Origin of the sequence: Nonomuraea sp. NPDC050663, assembly GCF_044456985.1 — a bacterium.
GTDB lineage: Bacteria > Actinomycetota > Actinomycetes > Streptosporangiales > Streptosporangiaceae > Nonomuraea.
In genome coordinates this window covers 104,813-125,581 of the sequence record NZ_JBITGL010000023.1, presented here as the reverse complement: position 1 = coordinate 125,581, position 20,769 = coordinate 104,813, and the positions used below count along the sequence as shown (strand labels likewise).

25 protein-coding genes are annotated in these 20,769 nt (G+C 71.5%); 11 read left to right on the top strand and 14 right to left on the bottom strand.

All coding sequences use genetic code 11. The annotated features are described in order from the left end of the window. Positions 1–17: 17 nt before the first annotated feature. Both ACIBH1_RS43715 and sigJ read right to left on the bottom strand, forming a co-directional pair. Positions 18–1,274 carry an NAD(P)/FAD-dependent oxidoreductase gene (locus ACIBH1_RS43715; protein ID WP_397320007.1) on the bottom strand — a complete coding sequence of 419 codons (1,257 nt, stop codon included), beginning with the start codon at positions 1,272–1,274 and terminating at the stop codon, positions 18–20. A 94-nt stretch (positions 1,275–1,368) separates the two neighbouring features. Further along, positions 1,369–2,316, bottom strand: coding sequence for an RNA polymerase sigma factor SigJ (sigJ, locus tag ACIBH1_RS43710; protein WP_397320006.1), 948 nt, complete (start codon positions 2,314–2,316; stop codon positions 1,369–1,371). Between the two features lie 97 nt (positions 2,317–2,413). On the opposite strand from sigJ, the gene ACIBH1_RS43705 reads away from it, so the two are divergent. Continuing rightward, complete coding sequence (locus ACIBH1_RS43705) at positions 2,414–2,914, top strand: carboxymuconolactone decarboxylase family protein (protein WP_397320005.1); 501 nt, start codon at positions 2,414–2,416, stop codon at positions 2,912–2,914. Here ACIBH1_RS43705 and ACIBH1_RS43700 read toward each other — a convergent pair. From ACIBH1_RS43700 to ACIBH1_RS43680, 5 genes are all read right to left on the bottom strand, one after another. Then, complete coding sequence (locus ACIBH1_RS43700) at positions 2,887–3,429, bottom strand: NADPH-dependent F420 reductase (protein WP_397320004.1); 543 nt, start codon at positions 3,427–3,429, stop codon at positions 2,887–2,889. The two genes, ACIBH1_RS43705 and ACIBH1_RS43700, sit on opposite strands and share 28 nt — an antisense overlap. A gap of 80 nt (positions 3,430–3,509) precedes the next feature. Next, a complete protein-coding gene (locus tag ACIBH1_RS43695; RefSeq protein ID WP_397320002.1) occupies positions 3,510–3,962 on the bottom strand; it encodes a nitroreductase family deazaflavin-dependent oxidoreductase in 453 nt (150 codons plus the stop codon). 32 nt (positions 3,963–3,994) lie between these two features. Then, on the bottom strand, positions 3,995–4,285 hold the full coding sequence (locus ACIBH1_RS43690; RefSeq protein ID WP_181610385.1) for a hypothetical protein: 291 nt from the start codon (positions 4,283–4,285) through the stop codon (positions 3,995–3,997). Between the two features lie 12 nt (positions 4,286–4,297). After that, positions 4,298–4,750 carry a carboxymuconolactone decarboxylase family protein gene (locus ACIBH1_RS43685; RefSeq protein WP_397320000.1) on the bottom strand — a complete coding sequence of 151 codons (453 nt, stop codon included), beginning with the start codon at positions 4,748–4,750 and terminating at the stop codon, positions 4,298–4,300. Positions 4,751–4,897: 147 nt separating this feature from the next. Beyond that, complete coding sequence (locus ACIBH1_RS43680) at positions 4,898–5,404, bottom strand: MarR family winged helix-turn-helix transcriptional regulator (protein WP_397319999.1); 507 nt, start codon at positions 5,402–5,404, stop codon at positions 4,898–4,900. 73 nt (positions 5,405–5,477) lie between these two features. On the opposite strand from ACIBH1_RS43680, the gene ACIBH1_RS43675 reads away from it, so the two are divergent. Genes ACIBH1_RS43675 through ACIBH1_RS43665 form a run of 3 tightly spaced genes read left to right on the top strand, consistent with a single transcriptional unit; the run spans position 5,478 to position 8,621 of the window. Then, positions 5,478–6,626: a flavin-dependent oxidoreductase gene (locus ACIBH1_RS43675; RefSeq protein WP_397319998.1), complete on the top strand. Its 1,149-nt coding sequence runs from the start codon at positions 5,478–5,480 to the stop codon at positions 6,624–6,626. Continuing rightward, positions 6,623–7,072, top strand: coding sequence for a DUF3237 domain-containing protein (locus ACIBH1_RS43670; RefSeq protein WP_397319997.1), 450 nt, complete (start codon positions 6,623–6,625; stop codon positions 7,070–7,072). The genes ACIBH1_RS43675 and ACIBH1_RS43670 overlap by 4 nt, the downstream gene beginning before the upstream one ends. A 10-nt stretch (positions 7,073–7,082) precedes the next feature. Further along, positions 7,083–8,621, top strand: coding sequence for a CocE/NonD family hydrolase (locus tag ACIBH1_RS43665; RefSeq protein ID WP_397319996.1), 1,539 nt, complete (start codon positions 7,083–7,085; stop codon positions 8,619–8,621). Here the strand turns inward: ACIBH1_RS43665 and ACIBH1_RS43660 are convergent. Then, positions 8,596–9,156 carry a TetR/AcrR family transcriptional regulator gene (locus ACIBH1_RS43660; RefSeq protein ID WP_397319995.1) on the bottom strand — a complete coding sequence of 187 codons (561 nt, stop codon included), beginning with the start codon at positions 9,154–9,156 and terminating at the stop codon, positions 8,596–8,598. The genes ACIBH1_RS43665 and ACIBH1_RS43660 overlap by 26 nt on opposite strands. A gap of 85 nt (positions 9,157–9,241) precedes the next feature. Between ACIBH1_RS43660 and ACIBH1_RS43655 the strand changes: the two genes are divergently transcribed. Together ACIBH1_RS43655 and ACIBH1_RS43650 are read left to right on the top strand one after the other, a co-directional pair. Then, positions 9,242–9,991: an SDR family NAD(P)-dependent oxidoreductase gene (locus tag ACIBH1_RS43655; protein ID WP_397319994.1), complete on the top strand. Its 750-nt coding sequence runs from the start codon at positions 9,242–9,244 to the stop codon at positions 9,989–9,991. Further along, positions 9,988–11,601, top strand: coding sequence for an FAD-dependent oxidoreductase (locus ACIBH1_RS43650; RefSeq protein ID WP_397319993.1), 1,614 nt, complete (start codon positions 9,988–9,990; stop codon positions 11,599–11,601). The genes ACIBH1_RS43655 and ACIBH1_RS43650 overlap by 4 nt, the downstream gene beginning before the upstream one ends. Positions 11,602–11,652: 51 nt before the next feature. On the opposite strand, the gene ACIBH1_RS43645 is transcribed toward ACIBH1_RS43650, so the two are convergent. Next, positions 11,653–11,841, bottom strand: a complete 189-nt coding sequence (locus ACIBH1_RS43645; RefSeq protein ID WP_397319992.1) for a hypothetical protein — start codon at positions 11,839–11,841, stop codon at positions 11,653–11,655. A gap of 96 nt (positions 11,842–11,937) precedes the next feature. Here ACIBH1_RS43645 and ACIBH1_RS43640 point away from each other — a divergent pair, with 96 nt between their 5' ends. Both ACIBH1_RS43640 and ACIBH1_RS43635 read left to right on the top strand, forming a co-directional pair. Beyond that, positions 11,938–12,441, top strand: a complete 504-nt coding sequence (locus tag ACIBH1_RS43640; protein WP_397319991.1) for a VOC family protein — start codon at positions 11,938–11,940, stop codon at positions 12,439–12,441. Positions 12,442–12,505: 64 nt separating this feature from the next. Then, on the top strand, positions 12,506–12,910 hold the full coding sequence (locus tag ACIBH1_RS43635) for a hypothetical protein (RefSeq protein WP_397319990.1): 405 nt from the start codon (positions 12,506–12,508) through the stop codon (positions 12,908–12,910). Here the strand turns inward: ACIBH1_RS43635 and ACIBH1_RS43630 are convergent. Then, positions 12,907–14,196, bottom strand: coding sequence for a TIGR04013 family B12-binding domain/radical SAM domain-containing protein (locus ACIBH1_RS43630; RefSeq protein WP_397319989.1), 1,290 nt, complete (start codon positions 14,194–14,196; stop codon positions 12,907–12,909). The two genes, ACIBH1_RS43635 and ACIBH1_RS43630, sit on opposite strands and share 4 nt — an antisense overlap. A gap of 99 nt (positions 14,197–14,295) precedes the next feature. On the opposite strand from ACIBH1_RS43630, the gene ACIBH1_RS43625 reads away from it, so the two are divergent. The 3 genes from ACIBH1_RS43625 (at position 14,296) to ACIBH1_RS43615 (ending at position 17,324) form a co-directional block, all read left to right on the top strand. After that, positions 14,296–14,823: a DUF998 domain-containing protein gene (locus tag ACIBH1_RS43625; RefSeq protein WP_397319988.1), complete on the top strand. Its 528-nt coding sequence runs from the start codon at positions 14,296–14,298 to the stop codon at positions 14,821–14,823. 76 nt (positions 14,824–14,899) lie between these two features. Then, positions 14,900–16,972: a nitrate- and nitrite sensing domain-containing protein gene (locus tag ACIBH1_RS43620; RefSeq protein WP_397319987.1), complete on the top strand. Its 2,073-nt coding sequence runs from the start codon at positions 14,900–14,902 to the stop codon at positions 16,970–16,972. Next, positions 16,965–17,324, top strand: a complete 360-nt coding sequence (locus tag ACIBH1_RS43615; RefSeq protein ID WP_397319986.1) for a DUF742 domain-containing protein — start codon at positions 16,965–16,967, stop codon at positions 17,322–17,324. Before ACIBH1_RS43620 ends, ACIBH1_RS43615 begins: the two co-directional genes overlap by 8 nt. On the opposite strand, the gene ACIBH1_RS43610 is transcribed toward ACIBH1_RS43615, so the two are convergent. Genes ACIBH1_RS43610 through ACIBH1_RS43595 form a run of 4 tightly spaced genes read right to left on the bottom strand, consistent with a single transcriptional unit; the run spans position 17,311 to position 20,684 of the window. Then, entirely contained in the window at positions 17,311–17,883 is a 573-nt protein-coding gene (locus ACIBH1_RS43610) for an ATP/GTP-binding protein (protein WP_181610371.1), read from the bottom strand. The genes ACIBH1_RS43615 and ACIBH1_RS43610 overlap by 14 nt on opposite strands. Continuing rightward, positions 17,864–18,205 (bottom strand): DUF742 domain-containing protein, encoded by a 342-nt coding sequence (locus ACIBH1_RS43605; RefSeq protein WP_397319985.1) that lies wholly within the window; start codon positions 18,203–18,205, stop codon positions 17,864–17,866. The genes ACIBH1_RS43610 and ACIBH1_RS43605 overlap by 20 nt, the downstream gene beginning before the upstream one ends. Continuing rightward, the gene (locus tag ACIBH1_RS43600; RefSeq protein WP_397319984.1) at positions 18,202–18,606 is read right to left on the bottom strand and encodes a roadblock/LC7 domain-containing protein; all 405 of its coding nucleotides are present in this window, start codon (positions 18,604–18,606) and stop codon (positions 18,202–18,204) included. The genes ACIBH1_RS43605 and ACIBH1_RS43600 overlap by 4 nt, the downstream gene beginning before the upstream one ends. Next, complete coding sequence (locus ACIBH1_RS43595; RefSeq protein ID WP_397319983.1) at positions 18,603–20,684, bottom strand: nitrate- and nitrite sensing domain-containing protein; 2,082 nt, start codon at positions 20,682–20,684, stop codon at positions 18,603–18,605. Before ACIBH1_RS43595 ends, ACIBH1_RS43600 begins: the two co-directional genes overlap by 4 nt. Positions 20,685–20,769: the final 85 nt, after the last annotated feature.

The following is a 20,769-nucleotide window of genomic DNA, read 5'->3' as shown; positions in this document are numbered from 1 at the left end:
GGCGTCAAGGCCACCGGCTACTGCCCCGACGTGGCCCTCGACAGGGCGGGGCCGACCCGTGTGATGCGGCGGCGGCGGGTTGGGAGGGCGAGGGTGGGGTGCTCGACGCCCCACGCCGCGGCCCTGCACACCAGCTCCTTGTACACCGCCGCGATCCGCCCCGTGAGCACGGCGGGCACCGCGCGGTCGTCTGCCGTGACGTACTGGATCAGCCCTTCCCTGCGCCCCAGCGAGATGCACTGGTTGAAGTACCGCAGCGGCGCGTGCGGCAGTTTGCCGCCGGTGAGGCGTGCGGCGATCGTGTCGGCCGCCTGCCAGGCCATCGGTGTGCCCGAGGCGCATGACATGCGCAGCGGCTTGTCGCCGGGTCCCATGGCCATGGCGGCGTCGCCGATCGCGTACACGTCGGGGTGTGACACCGAGCGCATCGTGTGGTCGACCACGATCTGACCTCTGGCGGTGACCTGCACGCCGGTGGCCTGGGCGATCGGGTGGACGGCGAAGCCGGTGGTCCAGACGGTGACGTCCGCCGGGATGGTGCCGGCGCCGGCGGTGGTGACGTGGTCGGCGGCGACGGCGGAGACGGCCGTGTGCTCGTGGACGGTGATGCGGAGCCGGCCGAAGACCTTGCGCAGGTGGGCGCGGCCCCTGGGGGAGAGCCAGTCGCCGAGCGCGCCGTCGGTGACGAGGGCGACGCGCAGGTCGGGGCGGGCTTCTGCGAACTCGGTGGCGGCTTCGACGCCGGTCAGGCCGCCGCCGACGACGAGGAGGGTACGGCCCGCGGGGAGGGTGGTCAGGCGCTCGCGCAGCCGCAGGGCGCCGGGGCGGCCGGCGATCTCGTGGGCGTGTTCGGCGGCGCCGGGCACGTCGCCGGGGTTCCAGCGGCTGCCCAGGGCGTAGACGAGCGTGTCATACGGGAGGACCTCGTCCGGGGTGAGCGTGTCATAGGGGAGGACCTCGTCCGGGCTGAGCGTGTCATAAGGGAGGACCTCGTCCGGGGTGAGCGTGACCGTCTTGGCGTCGACGTCGACCTCGGTGACCCGGCCGAGCCGTACCATCACGCCCGTCCCGGCGAACATCTCGCTGAACGGCCGGTGCCTGAGCTCCTGACCGGTCGCCACCTGGTGCATGCGCACCCGCTCGACGAAGTCGGCCTCGGCGTTGACCAGCGTGATGGAAACGTCCGCGCCGCTCAGCCGCTTGGCGAGCCGCCCGGCGGCGATGGCCCCGGCGTATCCGGCCCCGAGGACGATGATGCGGTGACGCTGCTGCATGTCGTTGCTCCCTGTCGATGAGCGGATATGCCCCTTGAACCGGACAGCCCGCCGATTCCTGACAGGAAGCGGATGTGAATCACCTCACACCCGCCTAGAACGCGTACATCACCGGCTCCCCTCGCTCCTCCGCGGCCCAGACGGCCGTGGCGCGGGCGAGCTTGTCGGGGTTGACCTGGCTGCGGATCGCGGCGATCCGCTCGCCGGTGACCTCGAGGCACATCACGCCGAGGACGCGCCCGTCCATGACGGCCACGACGGCGGGCCCGCCGTTCGCGGTCGTGGCGTAGACGGCGGGCGTGCCGCCGACGAAGATCCGCTTGGACTCGGCGGGCCTGAACAGGCCCCGCAGGAATCTCGCGACGGCGACGGCTCCGACGTACGGCGTTGCCCTGGCGGGGATCCGGCCGCCGCCGTCGCCGATCGTGATGGCGTTCTCGGTGAGCAGGCGCACGAGCGTGCCGGTGTCGCCGCTGGTGGCCGCGGAGAGGAACTCCTCGGCGATCCGCCGGGCGGCAGCGTCGTCGATCTCGACGCGGCGTGCGCTGCCGTCGGCGACGTGCTTCTTGGCGCGGTGCAGGATCTGCTGGCTGGCGGCCTCGGTGATGCCGAGGATCTCGGCGATGGCGCGGTGGGGATAGTCGAACGCCTCGCGCAGCACGTACACGGCACGCTCGTTGGGCGAGAGCCGTTCCATGAGCGTCAGCACCGCGTACGACACGGATTCGCGCTGCTCGGCGGTGTCGGCCGGGCCGAGCATCGGGTCGCCGTCGAGGAGGGGTTCGGGCAGCCACTGCCCCACGTACGTCTCGCGGCGCGCCCGCGCGGAGGCGAGCTGGTTGAGGCACAGGTTGGTCAGGGCTTTCGTCAGCCAGGCCTCGGGCACCTCGATGCGGGAGAGGTCGGCCGCCTGCCAGCGCAGGAAGGTCTCCTGCACGGCGTCCTCCGCCTCGGCGGCCGAGCCGAGGAGGCGGTAGGCGATGGCTTCCATGCGTGGCCGGAATGCTTCGAACCGGTCGACGCCATCCGCAGTCTGGCCCACCGCCCGATCCTAACCGGAGGGTCCGCGCCTCACGTTTGCCGTGTCCGCGTCGTCGGTTGGGCGAGTGCGTCAGTCACACGAGAAGGGACATCCCCGTATGAGCCAGGAGATCGAGTCGCGCCTGCCCGACCTCACCCACCAGTTCCCCGAGCTGGCCGCGTTGTCGGGGGCGGTGCACGGAGCGCTCAGGAAGAGCCGGGTCCCGCAGACCACCCTCACCCTGATGATGTTGCGCGCCGGCCAGATCGTCGGCAGCACCTACCACACGGTCCAGCTGACCGATCGCCTGCGGAAGCTGGAGGAGACGGAGGAGCGCATCGTCGCGGTGGCCACCTGGAGGGACGCGCCGTACTTCACCGACGCGGAGAGGGTCGCGCTGGAGCTGGCGGAGGCGGTCTTCACCCACAACCCGGGCGGCGAGCGCGTCTCCGACGAGCTGTTCGCCAGGGCCGCCGTCCACTACGACGACGAGGAGTTGTGGACGCTGACGGTGGCGCTGGGGCACTTCAGCCTGTTCGTGCCGGTGGCGCTCATCGGCAAGCCGATCCCCGGCAGGCCTCCTGGCAAGAACTACAGCAAGACCTTGACGGCCAGGTGACGGCCGCGCCCCTGGCTGTTGACGAGGGCGAACCAGAGGAAGAACAGCCCGTCGAGCACGTCGTACTGTCCCGCGCCGAGGTGGACGGGGTTGAGCCCGACGTCGCGGATGAGCGTCTCGGCGGTCTTGCGCTCGGACTCCTCGCAGGAGAAGAGCAGGTCGGCCACGCCGCCGTCGAAGACGGGGTTCTCGAAGTTCTCCCAGCCGAGGGCGTTGAAGGCGCGGACGTATCGGGTGCCGGGCGCGAAGGCCGCGGCGCTGTGGAGCGGACCGCCGCCGAAGGTGTTGGTCGCGTCGACGACGACCTTGCCGGTGAGCGCGTCCGCGTGCTCGCCGGCGAAGGAGGGTACGGCGTCGCCGGGGATGGCGACGATCACCGCGTCGGCGGTTGCGAGGGAGGCGGCCACGGAGCCTTCCTGGCCGCGTGAGCCGTACGTGACGGTGTGTCCGGCGGAGCTCAGCGCCTCGCCGAGGGTCCGGCCGACGTTGCCGGTGCCGATGACCGCGATGTTCATGAGTTCTCCTTGGAGTCGCTGCCGGGTCGGGCCCGTGCCCTGGCGTTCGGCCGCGGGCACGGGCGGCGGACGGTGAGAGGTCACCGGGGGGTGAGGCGGACGACCGGGTACTGCCGGTCCGACTTGCTCTGGTACTTGCCGTACCGGGGCTGGGCGGTCGTGATGCCCTCCCAGGCCCGCTCGCGGTCGGCGCCGTCGAGGACCTCCGGCGTCACGGGTACGGCGGGGCGGCCGGGGAGCTCGACGCTGGCGCGCTCCGGGTGCGTCATCAGGTTGACGTGCCAGGCCGGGTGGTGGCTGCCGCCGCCGGAGGCCACCACCAGCCAGGCGTCACCGTCGGGGAACCAGGCCAGCGGGGTCTCGCGCGGCTGCCCGCTGACGCGGCCGACGGTGTTGAGGATGAGCACGTCCATGCCGGCGAAGGTGCCGTGGCCGCGGCGGATCTTGCGGCTCATGCGGTTGTTCATGGTCCGCTGCATCCAGCGGGAGAAAGCGCCGGGGGTGCCGGGCCTGCGCGTGGTCCTCTGCGACATTTCGGGTGCCTCCTGGCAATACGCGCCGATGGTCAGCGTTCGTCGATGATGCGGCCGTTCTGGGCCGTCGAGTCCTTGGTGAGCGCCATGGTCAGCGGCGCCTCGGGGAAGGTGGAGATGGCGGCGAGCGCGGCGCCCATCTGGGCGCCGTCCTCCCAGTGCCACGTGTCGCGGTAGGTGCCGTCGTCCAGCTGGATCAGCAGGGCGAAGGCCAGGCCGGGGTGGGTGTCCCTGACCGTCCCGATCAGGGAGGCCCGCCGGGCGAGGAACTCCTCGAGGTCGGCGGGGTCCACGGAGTAGGTGTGCGTGCGGACGACGGACATGCGCGGGGTCCTTTACCAGGTGCCGGCGATCTGGCGGATCGGGGCGTTGAGGCGGTTGAACAGGTTGGTCGTGGCGACGATCAGCAGGATCGAGGCGAGCTGCTGCTCGTCGAAGTGGTCGGCGGCGGCGTCCCAGACGTCGTCCGGCACGGCGTCGGCGCGGTCGGCCAGGCGGGTGGCGCACTCGGCGAGCTCCAGGGCGGCGCGCTCGGCGTCGGTGTAGTACGGCGTCTCGCGCCAGGCGACGACCAGGCCGACGCGCTCGTCGCTCTCGCCGAGCTTGCGCAGGTTCTTGTAGCCGGAGTCGACGCAGAAGCTGCAGCCGTTGATCTGGCTGACGCGCAGGTGGATCAGCTCGGCGAGCTCCTGCGGCAGGCCTCCCGTGTGGGCGGCCTTCATCAGCTCCATGATCGGCTTCTGTGCGGCGGGGATGATGGTGGCGGGGTTCTTCATGCGAGCCTGCATCGTCTTGCTCCTGTTAGCCGGCCTTGTGAGGCGGTGTCTTGCTGACAAGAACGAGCATGCTCGGGCGGGTTGATACATCCGCGATGCGTCGGCGATGCGCCTACGATTTCCCGGCCGAGCAGCGCGAACCCGGCCCGCGTCCGCGCATCACGTGACGGCGGCCGGCCGGTTCTCCAGGACCCGCGCGAGCAGCAGGGTGAGGTGTTCGCGCTCCGCCGGTGCCAGTGCGGCGAACCACTCCTGCTCCCGCCTGGTCTGCTCGCCGAACGCCTCGCGCACCGCCGCCTCGCCGGCCGCGGTGAGGGCGAGGACGACGGCGCGGCCGTCCTCGGGCAGGGAGCGGCGTTCGACGAGCCCGCCGCGCGCCAGCGTGTTGACCGCGTTGGTGACCGCCGAGCGCGACATGGCGGAGATCTCGGCGAGCCGCACGGGCTGGGTGGGCCCGAGCAGCCAGAGCTTGAACAGCAGCCGGAAGCCCGGCAGCGTCAGCCCGCGCGGGCGGTGGATGCGGGTCTCGAGGTCGGTGACGAGCAGGTAGGCCAACTGCAGCAGGTGGTAGGCGAGCGAGAAGGCGTCGGCGTCGGCGGGCGGCGGCATGTCGGCCACGCGGGTGCGCGCGTAGGCGGCGTAGTCGGCGTCCGGGGATCTGCTCACCGGTCAAGTCTTGCGCAGCCGGGGGAGTGCCCGGAATATTGTTACGGCCATAACAATCTCAACGGAGGCCGTCGTGCGCATCGTCATCGCGGGAGCGGGGATCGGCGGGCTCAGCGCCGCCCTCAGCCTGCACGCCGCCGGGTTCACCGACGTGACCGTGCACGAGGCCGCGCGCACGATCGAACCGCTGGGCGTCGGCATCAACCTGCTCCCGCACGCCGTCAGGGAGCTGACCGAGCTGGGCCTGGCCGACCGGCTGGCCGCCATCGGGGTGGCCACCGCCGAGCTGGCCTACTTCAACAGGTACGGCACGCCGATCTGGTCCGAGCCCAGGGGGCTGGACGCCGGCTACGCCTGGCCGCAGTACTCCGTGCACCGCGGCAGGCTGCAACTGCTGCTCCTGGAGGCATTGCTGGAGCGCCTCGGCCCCGGCAGCGTGGTCACCGGCAGCAGGGTCACCGGACCAGGCGACGAGGACCTGCTGGTCGGCGCCGACGGGATCAACTCCGATGTCAGACGCCACCTCTACCCCGACGAGGGCCCGCCGCCGTGGAACGGGCTGGTGCTCTGGCGCGGCACGTCGTACGGCGAGCCGTTCCTGACGGGCCGGAGCATGATCATGGCGGGGGACGGGACGCAGAAATTCGTCGCCTACCCGATCGCGCCCGGGCTGATCAACTGGATCGCCGAGAAGCCGCTCGACGGCGACCCGCCCGAGCGCGGCAACTGGAACCGTCCCGCCGACCTCGCCGAGATCGGCGGGCACTTCGCCGACTGGCGTTTCGACTGGCTGGACGTCCCCGCCCTCATCGCCGGGGCCGAGAAGGCCTACGAATACCCGATGGTGGACCGCGACCCGCTGCCCCGCTGGACGGCCGGCAAGGTCACGCTGCTGGGAGACGCGGCGCACGCGATGTACCCGATCGGCTCCAACGGCGCCTCCCAGGCGATCATCGACGCCCGGGTGCTGGCCCACGCGCTCGCCCGCGACGACCTCGGCCTCTACGAGGCCGAGCGCAGAGCGGTCACCACCGCGCTGCAGCTGTCGAACCGCGAGATGGGCCCCGAGGTGGTCATGAAGCTGGCCCATGAGCGCGCCCCGCACGGATTCGACGACATCGAGCAGGTCATCCCCTACGAGGAGCGCGCCGAGATCGCCGCGTCGTACAAGCGCACGGCCGGCTTCGACCCCGCCTCGCTCAACGCCAGGCCGAGCTGGTGAGGCTCGAACCGCTGGCCACCTTCCGCGTGGAGCTGGACCCGATCCTCGACCTCGGCGCCTCGCCCTGGGGCAACCGCCGGGTGATCAACATCGTGGGCGGTTCGTTCGACGGCCCACGCCTGTCGGGCGTCGTGCTGCCGGGCGGCGCCGACTGGCAGGTCGTGCACGCCGACGGCATGGCCAGCATCGACACCCGCTACACCCTGCGCACCCACGACGGCGCGCTGCTGTACATCTCGACCAGCGGCGTACGGCACGGCCCACGCGAGGTGGTCGAGCGCCTGGCCAGGGGCGAGCAGGTGGACCCCGCGGAGTACTACTTCCGGCTGTTCTGCCGTTTCGAGACCGGTGACAGCCGCTACCTGTGGCTCAACCGCCAGCTGGCCGTCGCCTCCGCGGCGCGGGAGGCGGCGACCGTGCGCTATGACGCCTACACCCTGACCTGAGGAGCCCGGCATGCCCAAACTCAACCGCGCGCCGTACCGCGTGATCGTCGAGCACGACACCCCGGTGGCGATGCGTGACGGCACGATCCTGCGCGGGTCGGTGCACCGGCGGGCCGAGGGCGGTCCGTTCCCCACCCTGCTGGCGCGCACGCCGTACGGCGAGGGCACCTTCCGCATGATGCCGGTGACTCCCGCGCTGGAGGCCGGCTTCGCCGTGGTGCTGCAGCACTGCCGGGGCAGGGGCGGCAGCGACGGGGAGTTCCGTCCCTGGCTCGACGAGGGCGACGACGGTCACGACACGATCGAGTGGATCACCGCCCAGCCGTGGTCGAACGGCGAGGTGGTGATGCAGGGAGGCTCCTACCTGGCCGGATGCGCCCTGCAGGCGGCGGCGACCAGGCCGCCGGGGCTCAAGGCCGTGGTCGCGTCGATGACCCCGCACGACTTCTACGACGGGCTGAAGTACCACGGCGGCGCGTTCGCGTACGGCTCGGCGCGGAACTGGGGCGTGATGCAGACGATGCTCGGGCTGATGCACGCGGCCGAGGCGGGGCAGGACGTCGGCGCCGGCTTCGGCGCCCTGCTGCCCCTGCTCGCCGACCCATCGGCGCAGGTGCCGCCGGACGTGATCCCCTGGTGGCACGACTGGGTGTCGCACCGCGAACGCGACGCCTACTGGCAGGAGCTCGCCGAGACCCTGGAGCACGACCGCATCGAGGTGCCGGTCATGCACGTGGCGGGCTGGTTCGACCTGTTCCTGGCCGGGACGCTGGAGAACCATCGCAGGCTGGGCGGCCCCCTGGTCGTCGGCCCGTGGTCGCACCTGACGCCGGGCGGCAGCGGCACGGGCGCGGTGAACTTCGGCTTCTTCGCCTCCGGCCAGGCCATCCAGCTGGAGCAGCGGCAGCTGGCCTTCCTGCGCGGCCAGGACACGGGGCCCGCCGTGAAGATCTTCGTCATGGGCGACGACGTGTGGCGCGACGAGGAGGCCTGGCCGCTGGCGCGGGCCGTGGAGACCCGCTACCACCTGCACTCCGACGGCGTGCTCTCGCCCGAGCAGAAGGCGGGTGAGCCGGTGACCTTCACCTTCGACCCGGGCGACCCCGTCCCGACGACCGGCGGCGCGACGCTGCTGCCCGACCCGGTCAACGTCGGGCCCCAGGACCAGCGGGAGGTGGAGAAGCGGCCCGATGTGCTCTGCTTCACCACGGCGCCGCTCGAAGCCGATCTCGAGGTGACGGGGCCCGTGTCGGTGACGCTGCACGCCCAGTCGTCCGCGCCGAGCACCGACTGGACCGCCAAGCTGGTGAACGTCCATCCCGACGGCCGGGCGCTGAGCGTCGTCGACGGCATCGTGCGCACCACGCGCTCGACCTCCGTCATCGATCTGGTGGCCACCAGCCAGGTGTTCAAGGCGGGTCACCGCATCCGGGTGGAGATCTCCAGCTCCAACCATCCGCGTTTCGACGTCAACCCGGCCGTCGACCGCCCCGCCGTGCAGCAGGTCTACCCGGACTCCTTCATCACCCTGCCGGTCGTTCCCCGTTGAGTCCCACGCGGAGCAGGTGCCAGGCCTGCTCCGCGCTGCGGCGACGGTCGGGGGCGGGCAGCTTGGCCAAAATGCCCGCGAGCATGCCGATGGCCAGCATGAGATCGCCGGGGGTGAGGTCGGCGCGCATCCGTCCGGACTCCTGGGCCTGGGCGAGCGGCGCGGTCAGCAGCGCCTCCACGCGGTCGCGGATGTCTGCGATGCGCGTGTCGTGGGTCTCGGCGCGGACCATGTCGATGAACGCGGTGGAGTCGATGGTCTGACGCGTGACGAGGTCGAGGACCTCTTCGAGCGTCGTGCCGGGGCGGGCGGCGAGCGCTTCGAGCTCGGCGACGCCGTCCTCGAAGGCGGCCAGGACCAGGCTGATCCGGTCGGGGAAGTGGCGGTAGAGGCTGCCCTGGCCGACGCGGGCGGCGCGGGTGATGGCCGAGAGCGGCGCGTTGTAGCCGTCGCTGGCGAAGACCTGGCGGGCGGCCTTGATGAGCGCGGCACGGTTCTCGGCGGCCGCGCTGGGCCCGCGATTGCTATGTCGCATAACAACTACGGTAGCAACCGGACATATTTGTCCGGTTCTCGCCTATCCTGTGAACCGGACGCAAGTGTCCGGTTATGGAGGCACCATGAGCAACACTTTCGACGGCCGAACCGTCCTCGTCACCGGGGCCGGATCCGGCATCGGACGGGCGATGGCCGTGGCCTTCGCCGCCGCCGGAGCCCGGGTGGTGGTGGCCGACATCGACGGCGACCGCGCCAAGGCGACCGCCGAGGGCATCGACGGCCTGCCCGTGGCCGCCGACATCGCCTCGGAGGAGTCGGTGGCCGCGCTGGTCGAGGCGGCCCTGGGCGTCAGCGGCACGATCGACGTGCTGTGCAACAACGCCGGGATCATCGACACGATGGCACTGCCCCACGACATCTCGCCCGCCCAGTGGCGCCGCGTGCTCGACATCAACCTGACCGGCACCTTCCTCGTCACCCACGCCGTGCTGCCGCACATGCTGGCCCAGGGCCGCGGCGCGATCGTCAACACCGCCTCCGAGGCCGGCATCCGCGGCGGCGCGGCCGGGGCGGCCTACACCGCCTCCAAGCACGGCGTCATCGGCCTGACCCGCAGCGTCGCCTGGGCCTACGCCAAGGACGGCATCCGCTGCAACGCCCTGCTTCCGGGGCCCACCGAGACCAACATCGCCGGATCGGCCGCCGAGTTCGACACCGCCGGCATCACCCGCCTGGCCCCGGTCCTCGCCCTGGGCGAGCGCATGGCCCAGCCGGAACAGATGGCCGCCGTCGCCGTCTTCCTGGCCTCGGACGCCGCCTCGTTCGTCAACGGCGCCCTGGTGCCCGCAGACGGAGGGTGGTCCGCGGCATGAGCACGAACGAAGTGGACCTCCTCGTCGTCGGCACAGGCGCGGCCGGGCTGACCGCCGCCATCGCCGCGGCCGACGCCGGACTCCAGGTGCTGGTCGTGGAGAGCACCGACAAGTGGGGCGGCACCACCGCCGTCTCCGGCGGCGGCCTGTGGATGCCGGTCAACCCGCTGATGCTCCGCGCCGGAGTCAAGGACTCGGTCGCCGAGGCACTGGAGTACATGGAGCAGGCCATCGGCGAGGCGGGACCCGCCTCCTCGCCCGAGCGCCGCCGCGCCTTCCTCGACAGCGGGCCCGAGGTCGTGCGCCTGCTCGGCCGCCTGGGCGTGCGCTGGCGCCGAGCCACGCACTACCCCGACTACTACCCGGACCGCCCGGGCGGCAAGGTCGGCCGGGGCATCGAGGCCGCGCCCTTCGACGCCAAGAAGCTCGGCCCCTGGTACACCACCGCCCGCGCCGCCGACGGCCTGCCCGCGCCCGTCATGACCAACGACGTCTGGCTGCTGGCCCGCGCCTGGTCCACGCCCGCCGGATTCCTGCGCGGCGCCCAGTTCGTCTTCCGCACGCTCGGCGGCCTGGTGTCAGGCAAGCGCCTGGTCGGCCTCGGCGGCGCCCTGTCGTGCGCGCTCATGCACATCGTGCTCACGCAGAAGACCCAGGTCAGGCTGAACTCCCCGCTTACCGAGCTGATCGTCGAGGACGGCGCCGTTGTCGGCGCGATCGTCGACGGCGCCCCGATCCGCGCACGCAAGGGAGTCGTGCTCGCCGCGGGCGGCTTCGCGCACAACAGCGAGTGGCGCCAGAAGCACCACGGCATCCCCGGCTACTCGGCCGCGCCTGAAGGCGACCTCGGCACCGCCATCGAGGCGGGCGCCAAGGTGGGCGCGGCCCTGGAACTGATGGACGACGCCTGGTGGGGCGCCGGAACCCAGGGACCCGACGGGCACAACGGATTCGTGCTCTCCGAGCGCAGCATGCCCTTCTCGATCGTGGTCGACGCCACGGGCAAGCGCTTCACCAACGAGTCGGCCTCCTACATCGACTTCGGCCACGACCTGCTGAGCAACCCCGCCCCGGCCTGGCTCATCACCGACGTGCGGCAGGCGCGCCGCTACCTGTCGACTGCCTACCTGGGCAAGAAGAAGGAGTTCGTCGCCGCGGGCCAGCTGGTCGAGGCGCCCACGCTCGACGAGCTGGCCAAGAAGATCGGCATCGACCCGGCGGCGCTGGCCGCCACGGTCGAACGGTTCAACGGCTTCGCCCGCGCCGGCGTCGACCAGGACTTCGGCCGGGGCCGCACGGTCTACGACAACTACTACGGCGACCCCAGGGTCAAGCCCAACCCCAACCTGGGGCCGGTGGAGCGCGGGCCGTTCCGCGCGCTGCGCCTGGTGCCCGGCGACCTCGGCACCAAGGGCGGCCTGCTCACCGACGCCGACGCCAGGGTGCTGCGCGAGGACGGCACGGTGATCGCCGGCCTCTACGCCGCGGGCAACACCAGCGCCTCGGTCATGGGCCGCACCTACCCGGGACCGGGCTCGACCATCGGCCCGGCCGTGGTGTTCGGCTATCGCGCCGCCCGCCACGCGGCGGGCCACGGCGGCGACGCCTGAACCCCGTCACCGGGGCTGCGTGATCGGCGCAGCCCCGGTGACGGACAGGACTCAGAGGCCGGAAGGGTCGCGCCCGACGCTGATCTCCTCGGCGATGCGGCGGATCTCGTCGAACGCCATGCCCGGAGCGGCGGGGAGATGGTCGGCCAGGGCGCGCATCACCACGGGCACGGGCTGGCCCGCATAGCGCGCCGCGATTCCGTGGACTGCCAAGAAGAGCGCCTGGTCGGTGTCGTGCATCGTTCACCCCGGGTTGGTCGGATGTAGCTTCCCGCGGTTACGGTACGGCGTGGGACCGACAATTTCCCGCTGCGACCCTCGGCCTACCATCGAAGGATGCCGGTTCAACGACTCAACCACGCGGTCCTCTACGTCCGCGACGTCGAGCGCAGCGTGACCTTCTACCGCGACGCGCTGGGCTTCCAGGTCGTCATGTCCATGCCGGGCGCCGCCTTCCTGCAGGCCGACGGCTCCAGCAACGACCACGACCTCGGCCTGTTCCAGGTCGGCCCCCAGGCCGCCGCCTCGGAAGCGGGACGCGCCACCGTCGGCCTCTACCACCTGGCCTGGGAGGTCGACACCCTCCAGGAGCTGGAGCGGATCGCGCTCAGGCTGCAGGAGATGGGGGCGCTGGTGGGCGCCTCCGACCACTCGACGACCAAGGCCCTGTACGCCAAGGACCCCGACGGGCTGGAGTTCGAGGTGTCGTGGCTGGTCCCGGCTGCGCTCATCACCGACGAGGTGCTCGCGGGGCGCAGCAGCATCCAGCCGCTCGACCTGGCCAAGGAGATCGAGACCTACGGCGGCCGGACCAAGGGCGGCGTAGGGGTGTCCGTCTAGCGGGCTGCCCCTGGCCTGACTTCGGGGTTACCGTGGGAGGGACGACTCTTTTCTGGAGACGGCGATGCCACGCGACCCCGAACACCTTCTCGACGTCATCGACGGCGCTGTCGAGAACTGGGAGGCGACCAGTTCCGACGCGATGCGGTGGGCGCCTCCCGAGCGCAAGGAGCCCGAGCCGGCCGACATCCTCAAGGACATCGGCGAGATCTTCGCCCCCCTGACGGCGGCCTTCCGCTCGCTGGGCGAGGCGGTCCTGGAGGCTCCGCCGGTGCGCCGCTTCTTCGAGCTCGTCGAGGACGTCCCGCTGCCTCCCGAGCCGGCGATGGAGGTCGAGGAGGAGGCGCCGAGCTGCCGCTGCCTGTGCTTCCGCCACGCCGCCCGTCCCGGCATCTGCACGGGGGAGGTCGCCGGTCAGGCGGCCGGGGTGGAGATGTGCGCCTCCTGCATGGAGGCGGCGGCACGTTAGAGGCCGGTGCGGCGGCGGCGGGTTCGGCGCGGGTAGGCCTTGGCGGTCTCGGCGAGCCGTACGGCGTGCTCGGCCTGTTTGCGCCAGTGCCCGTAGGCGTCGCCGCGCTGCGCGAGCCTGTCGAGCTCCCGCATCGTCTCCAGCGGGATGAACGCCGGCTCCGCGTCGCGCCACGGCGTGCCCGGCAGCGGCATGAACGTGTGCGTGTGGATGCGCGCGCCCAGCTCGGCCAGGTCGGCGGCGAGCCGGAGTGAGGCCTCCTGGTCCTCGGAGTTCTCGCCCGGCATGCCGAAGATGAAGTCGACGTTGGGGCGGAAGCCGTGTTCGAGGGCGATGCGTACGGCGTCGCGGACGGGTTCGGCGGCGTGGCCGCGTCCTGAGGCCTTCAGGATGCGGTCGGAGCCCGACTGGGCGCCGATGATGATGTTGTCGTTGGCCACGTAGCGCTTCAGCATCCGCATCGCGTCCGGGCTGACGTGCTCGGGCCGCACCTCGGAGGGGAAGCTGCCGAAGAAGACGCGCCCGTCGGCGGGCAGCGCGTCCTTGACGGCCGACAGCAGCTCCTCGACCTTGCCGAGGTCGGCGTCGGGCCCGGGCGAGCCGTACGACAGCGAGGTCGGCGTGATGAAGCGCACGTCGCGCAGCCCGTGGGCGGTCATCTTCTCGACGTGGGAGACGACCGAGGCGACGGAGCGGTGGCGGAACTGCCCGCCGAACATGAAGGGCGTCTGGCAGAAGCGGCAGGTGTAGCGGCAGCCGCGGGTGATCTCGATCGGCCCGTAGTTGCGCCGCACGTCGGGGAAGGACGGGAAGGCGTCGAGGGGAAGCTGCGGTGCGGCGGGTGTGCGCACCGCGGTCCCGTCGGCGTCGCGCAGGGCCAGGCCCGGCACGGCTGCCAGGTCGCCTTCCGAGCGCAGGGCGGCGACCAGGGAGACGATCGTCGACTCGCCCTCGCCGATGCCGGCCAGGTCCCATCCGGAGTCGATGACGTGCTGGGGCTCGGCGGTGGCGTGCACGCCGCCCGCGATGTGGAGGACGCCGGGGCGCGTGGTCAGGGATCTGACGGTCGCGAGCTCCTGCGCCATGGCCTCGGCGTCGGGGGAGTAGAACGACCAGAGCACCAGCACCCGGTCCGCGCCGCAGCCCTCGACCAGCTCGGCCGTCTCCTCGGGGGTGCGGCCCAGCAGCACCTGGCTTTCGTCGCCGGCGGCCTCCAGGGCGGCCAGCAGCGCGTGCACGCCGTACGTCACGGCCCTGCGGTAGCGGACGACCATACCCACCTGCATAGGAGGCAGCGTAATGCGTACGCACTCAGGGATGCCTAGGGGTCGGCTCAGGGGTGGCACCGGATGTTTGGAAGGCCGCGGAAAGCCAATCTTGGAAGCATGGCCGCCAAGAGGATGCTCCCGCTGATCGCCCTAGTGCTGATCGCCACCGGTGCGATCGCGATCCTGGGCGAGACGGTGCCCGACGCTCCGGCGCTGGGCCCGAGCTGGGCGCTGGTGTCGATGTCGCTGGGCGCCCTGGCGCTGCTGGCCGGGCTGCGTGCCGCTGGTGCGCCGCTGCGCGGCCTGCCGGAGCGCATCCTGCTGGGCTGGAGCCTGCTGCTGCCGGTGAGCCCGATGGCGGCCCTGTACGTGCTGCCGGTGGCGGCGGTGCTGATGGTGCCGAAGCTGGCGGCCGACGGGGGCTGGCGGCCGGTGGCCAGGACGGTCGAGTGGCTGACTCTCGTGACCGGTTTCGGGGTGCTGGCCCTGACCTATGTGGTCTTCCCCGGCGAGCAGGTGATGATCGGTCTGGTCGAGCGGGGGCTGCTGGGAGCCGAGCTGGCGCTGCTGGGAGTTCTCGCCGGGCGGGCCGCGATGGTCGCGTGGGCCAGGAGTGGCCTCACGAGAGTGTTGACCGTTTCTTGACATATCCCGTCCAGACGGTATTTGCCCCCATTTCCGGTGCTATTCTCTCCCGCGATCTTCTAACCGGGAGCAGAGTATGGCATCGGGCAGATCCATCAGATCCAAGATCACGCTTCTGCTCGTCATCCCGCTGGTCTCGCTGGTCGCGCTCTGGGGCTTCGCGGCCAGTGCCACCAGCGGCGACGCCCTCCAGCTGCTCAAGATCGACTCCCTGTGGGGCGGGGTCGTCAGCTACACCAACCCGCTCGTCTACAGCCTCCAGAACGAGCGCCTGGCCTCCGCCGTGCAACTGTCGGACGGCCAGAGCGACGCCACGCAGCTGTCCAAGAGCCGCCTGGCCACCGACCAGGCCCGCCAGGCCCTGCTCGGCAGCGTCAAGTCCGACTCCGTCCAGTCGGCCCTGACACCCGAGATGCGGCGGCAGCTCGACGCGGTGCTCGCCGCGATCGACCGGCTGCCCTCTGTGCGCCTCCAGGTCGACGACGAGAAGCTGGACCCGGCCAAGCTGGTCCTGGAGTACGCGGCGGTCTCCGACGCCGTCCACCGGCTCTACGACAGCTTCGCGATCGGCGTCGACATGGAGTTGAACCGCCGCGCCAAGGGACTGATCGCCGCCGACCAGGTGCGCGAGCTGCTCAGCCGGGAGCAGGCCATGGTGGTGGCCGCCGACGCCAAGCCCAGCCACTTCGTCCTCCACCAGCTCGCCAAGATCCACGGCACCAGGACCTGGCTCTACCAGCGCGCCATGGGCGACATGGACGCGGAGCTGCGCAAGCCCTTCGAGAAGGTGCCCTTCGGCCCCGCGGACCGCGCGGTAACGATCCTGCTGGAGATGCGCGGCGAGCTGACCCCCGTGATCTGGCGCGCCTCGGTCGACCCGGCGATGACGGAGTACTCCAAGGCCATCGAGACCGCCGGAGGCCTGCTCTCGGCCCGGATCGAGCCCGCGGGCATGACCATCCTCGTCCGCGCGGCCCTGACCGGCATCCTCGGACTGATCGCGGTCCTCGTGTCGATCGTCCTGGCGATCCGGATGGGCCGCGGCCTGACCCGCGAGCTGGCGGGCCTGCGCGGCGCCGCCCAGGAAGTGGCCGAGGTACGGCTCCCGCACGTCGTCCAGCGCCTGAAGAACGGCGAGCAGGTCGAGCTGCCGCCGCCCATCCCCTCGGGCACCACCACCGAGATCATCGACGTGGCCGCGGCCTTCGACACCGTGCAGCACACCGCCGTCGACGCCGCCGTCGGCCAGGCCAAGCTGCGCGAGGGCGTCGCCGACGCGCTGCGCAACCTGGCCAGGCGCACCCAGTCGCTCGTGCAGCGCCAGCTCAAGCTGCTGGAGGAGATGCAGGGCCAGACCGACGACCCCGACTCCCTGTCGAGGCTGTTCAAGCTCGACCACCTCACCACCCGCATGCGCCGCCACGCCGAGGGCCTGGTGCTGCTGGCGGGCGGCAGCACCGGACGCCGGTGGCGGCGCGGCGTCGCCGTGGAGGAGGTCCTGGCCGGCGCGGCGGCCCAGGTCGAGGACTACACCAGGGTCCGCGTCTACCCGATGCCCGAGGCGGGCGTCGTCGGCACCGCGGTCGCCGACCTCATGCACCTGTTCGCCGAGCTCGTCGAGAACGCCACCTCCTTCTCCGCCCCCACCAACGAGGTGTCGGTGCGCGGCGAGGTGGTCGGCAAGGGCTTCGCCGTCGAGATCGAGGACCGGGGCTTCGGGATGACGGCCGAGGACCGCGACGCCGTCAACCGCAGGCTGGCCGCCCAGCCCGTCTTCGACCCGGCCAGCACCGAGCGGCTCGGCTTCGCCGTGGTGGGCATGCTCGCCGCCCGTCACGGCATCCAGGTGACGCTCAAGCCCTCGCCCTACGGCGGCACCACCGCCATCGTGCTGCTGCCCTCCGAGCTCATGGAGTCCGCGCAGCAGGACCCCGCGCCGCTGACGGAACCGGTGGCCGTCGCCGCCGGCCTGCCGCGCCGTACACGCAAGACCGCCATGCCGCTCGCGGCGCCCACACCCGAGCCGCCACCCGTCGAACTGCCCCGCAGGCTGCGGCAGGGCGAGCGCAGCCCTGAGCAGGCCAGGGCGACCTTCTCCGCCCTGCAGTCGGGCTGGGAGCGCGGCCGTCAGGAGGAGACGGATGAGTGACGACGAGTGGGTCGACGAGGCAGTGGTGCGCCCCTACGCGCTCACCCGCGGTCGCACCCGCTCGTCGGGCAGCGAGCTCGACCTGCTGGCGAGCGTCGCGGCCTCCGGCAAGCCGGTGCCCGAGCGGGCCGACCTGAGCGTGCACCACCGGCGCATGCTCGCGCAGCTGGCCGGCGCCAAGCGGGTCGCCGAGGTCGCCTCGGAGCTGGGCCTGCCGGTCGGCGTGGCCCGGGTGCTGCTCGGCGACCTGCTGGACATGGGACTGGCCGAGGTACGGCAGGCGCCGGCGGCACAGTCGTCGTCGATGGAGAGCCTGCTGCGCGAGGTGATCGACGGCCTCAGAGCGCTGTAGTCAGCGTTCGCAGGGAGTGCTCGACCAGGGTGATCATCACTTCCTTGGCCGAGGCGCGACGCCGTACGTCGCACATCAGCACGGGGACGTGGTCCTCCAGGTCCAGCGCGATCTTCACGTCCTCGATGCTGTGGGAGGGCACGCCGTCGAAGCAGTTGACCGCCACCACGAAGGGCGTGCCACGCTGCTCGAAGTAGTCGATGGAGGGGAAGCAGTCGGTCAGCCGCCGGGTGTCGGCGATCACGACCGCGCCCAGCGCGCCGTACGACAGCTCGTCCCACATGAACCAAAACCGTTCCTGGCCGGGCGTGCCGAACAGGTAGACCACCAGGCCGTCGCGGATCGTGATGCGTCCGAAGTCCATGGCGACCGTCGTGGTCGTCTTGCCTTCGACGCCGTCGAGGTCGTCGACGCCGATGCCGCGATCGGAGAGCACCTCTTCGGTCTTCAGCGGTTTGATCTCACTGATCGAGCCGACGAGGGTGGTCTTGCCCACCCCGAAGCCGCCGGCGATGAGGATCTTGAGCGCGACGGGGTCTTCAGAGAGCCCGGAGTCCATTGATCACTTCCTTGAGAATGCGCTCGCTCGGGCGCGATCCCGCCTGGGACGTCACCGAGATGAGACCGTGGTCACGCATGTCGCCCAGGATCACCTGGACGACGCCTACCGGCAGATCGAGCTCGACGGCCAGGTCTGCCACCGAGATGGGGGACTGGGCGGCGCGCAGGATGGCCTCCTGCTCGGGACCGGAACCACCCTCGCCCACGGCGCTCACCAGGGCGATCAGGTCGAACGTCTCACCGGAGGGCCGGGTGCGCCCCCTGGTCAGCGCGTAGGGACGGACGACGGGACCTGCCTCGTCGTCCATCCACACGTTCATCGGTTCACCGCCGAGCGCGGATTCGTGGAGATGTGCTGCCCCACCCGCTTGACCAGCATCGCCATCTCGTACGCCACGTGGCCGACGTCGGCGTCGCCGCTGGCCAGCACCGCCAGGCAGGTGCCCTGGCCGGCCGCGGTCACGAACAGGAAGGCCGACTCCAGCTCCACGATGGTCTGGCGCACGTCGCCGCCGCCGAAATGCCGCCCCGCGCCCCTGGCCAGGCTCTGGAAGCCCGCCGCCAGAGCCGACAGGTGCTCGGCGTCCTCACGGATCAAGCCCTTGGAGTAGCCCACGGCCAGGCCGTCGGTGGAGAGGATCACCGCCTGCCGGACCGATCCGACCCGGTTGGTCAGATCGTCCAGCAACCAGTTCAGCTCGCCCACGTTGGTCGAGTTCATGAGTCCTCCCTGCCGCGTTGGGTTCCGCGCTGGAACGCGGAGAAAAGATCACGTACTTCCTCGGGCGAGCGCTCTGGCTCCTCCGCTTCCGGTTCGTCCGGGGCGACGCGCAGCTGTGGCGCCAGGCTCCTCTGGCGCTGCCGCCTGGGCAGGCCCGCGTGCGTGTCGGCCGACACCAGGGCGATCGGCTTGCGCGGCGCCTCCGGCAGCGCGATGACCGGCTCGGGGTCGGGCTCGATCGCCGGCGGCTCGGCCATCAGCTTGCCGGGGATCAGCACGATCGCCGTCGTGCCGCCGTACGGCGAGGCCCGCAGCACGACCTGGACGCCGTGCCGTACGGCCAGCGTGGCGACCACGAACAGCCCCAGCTGGTCCCAGTCGTCGTCGCCCGACTGCGCGACGTCGAAGGCGGGCGGCTCGGCGAGCATGAGGTTGATCGCGGCGTAGCGCTCGGGGAGCAGGCCCAGCCCCCGGTCCTCGACCTCCAGGACGTAGCCGTTGGCCACCGAGTCGCCGCGCACCTGCACGACGGTGGTGGGAGGGGAGTAGATGGTGGCGTTCTCGACCAGCTCGGCCAGCAGGTGGGTGAGGTCGGCCGCCGCGGTGCCGTCGACGGCGGCGACGGGCAGGGCGTCGACCTCGACGCGGGTGTAGTCCTCCACCTCGGCGATCGAGGCGCGCACGATGTCGAGGACGGGGACGGGGCGGCGCCAGATGCGGCCGGGCGCGGCGCCCGACAGCGTGATCAGGCCCTCGGCGTGACGCCGCATACGGGTGGTCAGGTGGTCGAGGCGGAAGAGCTCCTCGAGCCTGTCGGGGTCGTGGGTGCGCCGCTGCATGGCGTCGAGCATGCCCAGCTGGCGGTGGAGCAGTCCTTGCTTGCGCCTGGCCAGGTTGAGGAAGACCTGGCTGACGCCCTGGCGCACCCTGGCCTGGCCGACGGCCGCCTCGACAGCGGTGCGCTGCACCGAGGCGAAGGCCTTGGCCACGTCGATGATCTCCTGGGAGCCGCTGACCTTGAACGACGGCGCCTCGGACCTGACGTCGACGTCCTCGCCGCGCCTGAGCCTGGCCACCACCTGCGGCAGCCGTACCTCGGCCAGGTCGAGGGCGGCGGCGCGCAGGTCGGCCAGCTCGCCCGACAGGCGCCGGCCGAAGCGGACCGAGATGACGATCGAGACGAGGACGGCCAGCAGGCCCGCGCCGCCGGCGACGGCGATGCGGGTGGCGATGGCGGTGGCCATGTCGGAGGTGCGCTGGGCGAGGATCCGGGAGGAGCTGATGCCGAGCTGGTCGAGCTGGCCGATGGCCTGGTCGGCGGAGCCGCTCCACTCGGGCACGGGCTTGCCGGTCTCGCGCACGGTCGCCTCGAGCTTGGTGAAGTCGAGGAAGGTCCTGCTGCCGAAGGTGAGCTCGTACGGCTGCCGCAGCTCGTTGTCGAGCGCGGCCAGTCCCCTGGACTGCAGGAACTTGCGGGTGGCGATGTAGTCGGACAGCGTGGCCAGCTCGGGGGCGTTGAGCGTGCCGTCGAGGTGGGCGGCGCCGATGAGCGCCTGCTCGCGGGCGATCATCTCGCGGGCCTTGGCCATCGTCTGCAGGCCGGAGGCCTGCTGGAACAGCTCCAGGTCGGGCAGCGTGATGAGCTGGTCGTAGACGGGGAAGAGGGTGTCGATCACGCGGTTGTAGTCGGTCAGCCCGGTCAGGCGCGTGCCGTACCCGTTGTCGATCTGGTCGCGGATCGTGGGCAGCCTGCCCAGAGCTCCGGTCAGCACGTCGAGCGCGGTCTTCAGCTCGACGTGGACGGTCTCGCCCGCCTGGGTCACCGAGGCGCGCAGGTCGCTGATCGCGCCGTCCGTGCGCATGCGCTGGGCGCCGAGCTCCTCGGTGAGCCTGCGGGTGGTCAGAGCCAGGCCCGAGCGGCTGCGCTCGGCCTGCAACTGCACGCCGAGCTCGGTCGAGGCCACGCCGATCGTGTCGTACAGGATCTCGGCCCGGCGCAGGGCCTGACCGTCGGCCACTGTGAGATTGAGGACGAAACCCCACAGCGCGCTGAGCGACACGAGCGGCAAAAGCAGCAATAAGAAGATCTTTCGCCGGATCGATCGGTTTTTTGAGCCCATGTCCCAACCTCAGGAAGATCGCACGTGAGACTAGCACCGATGA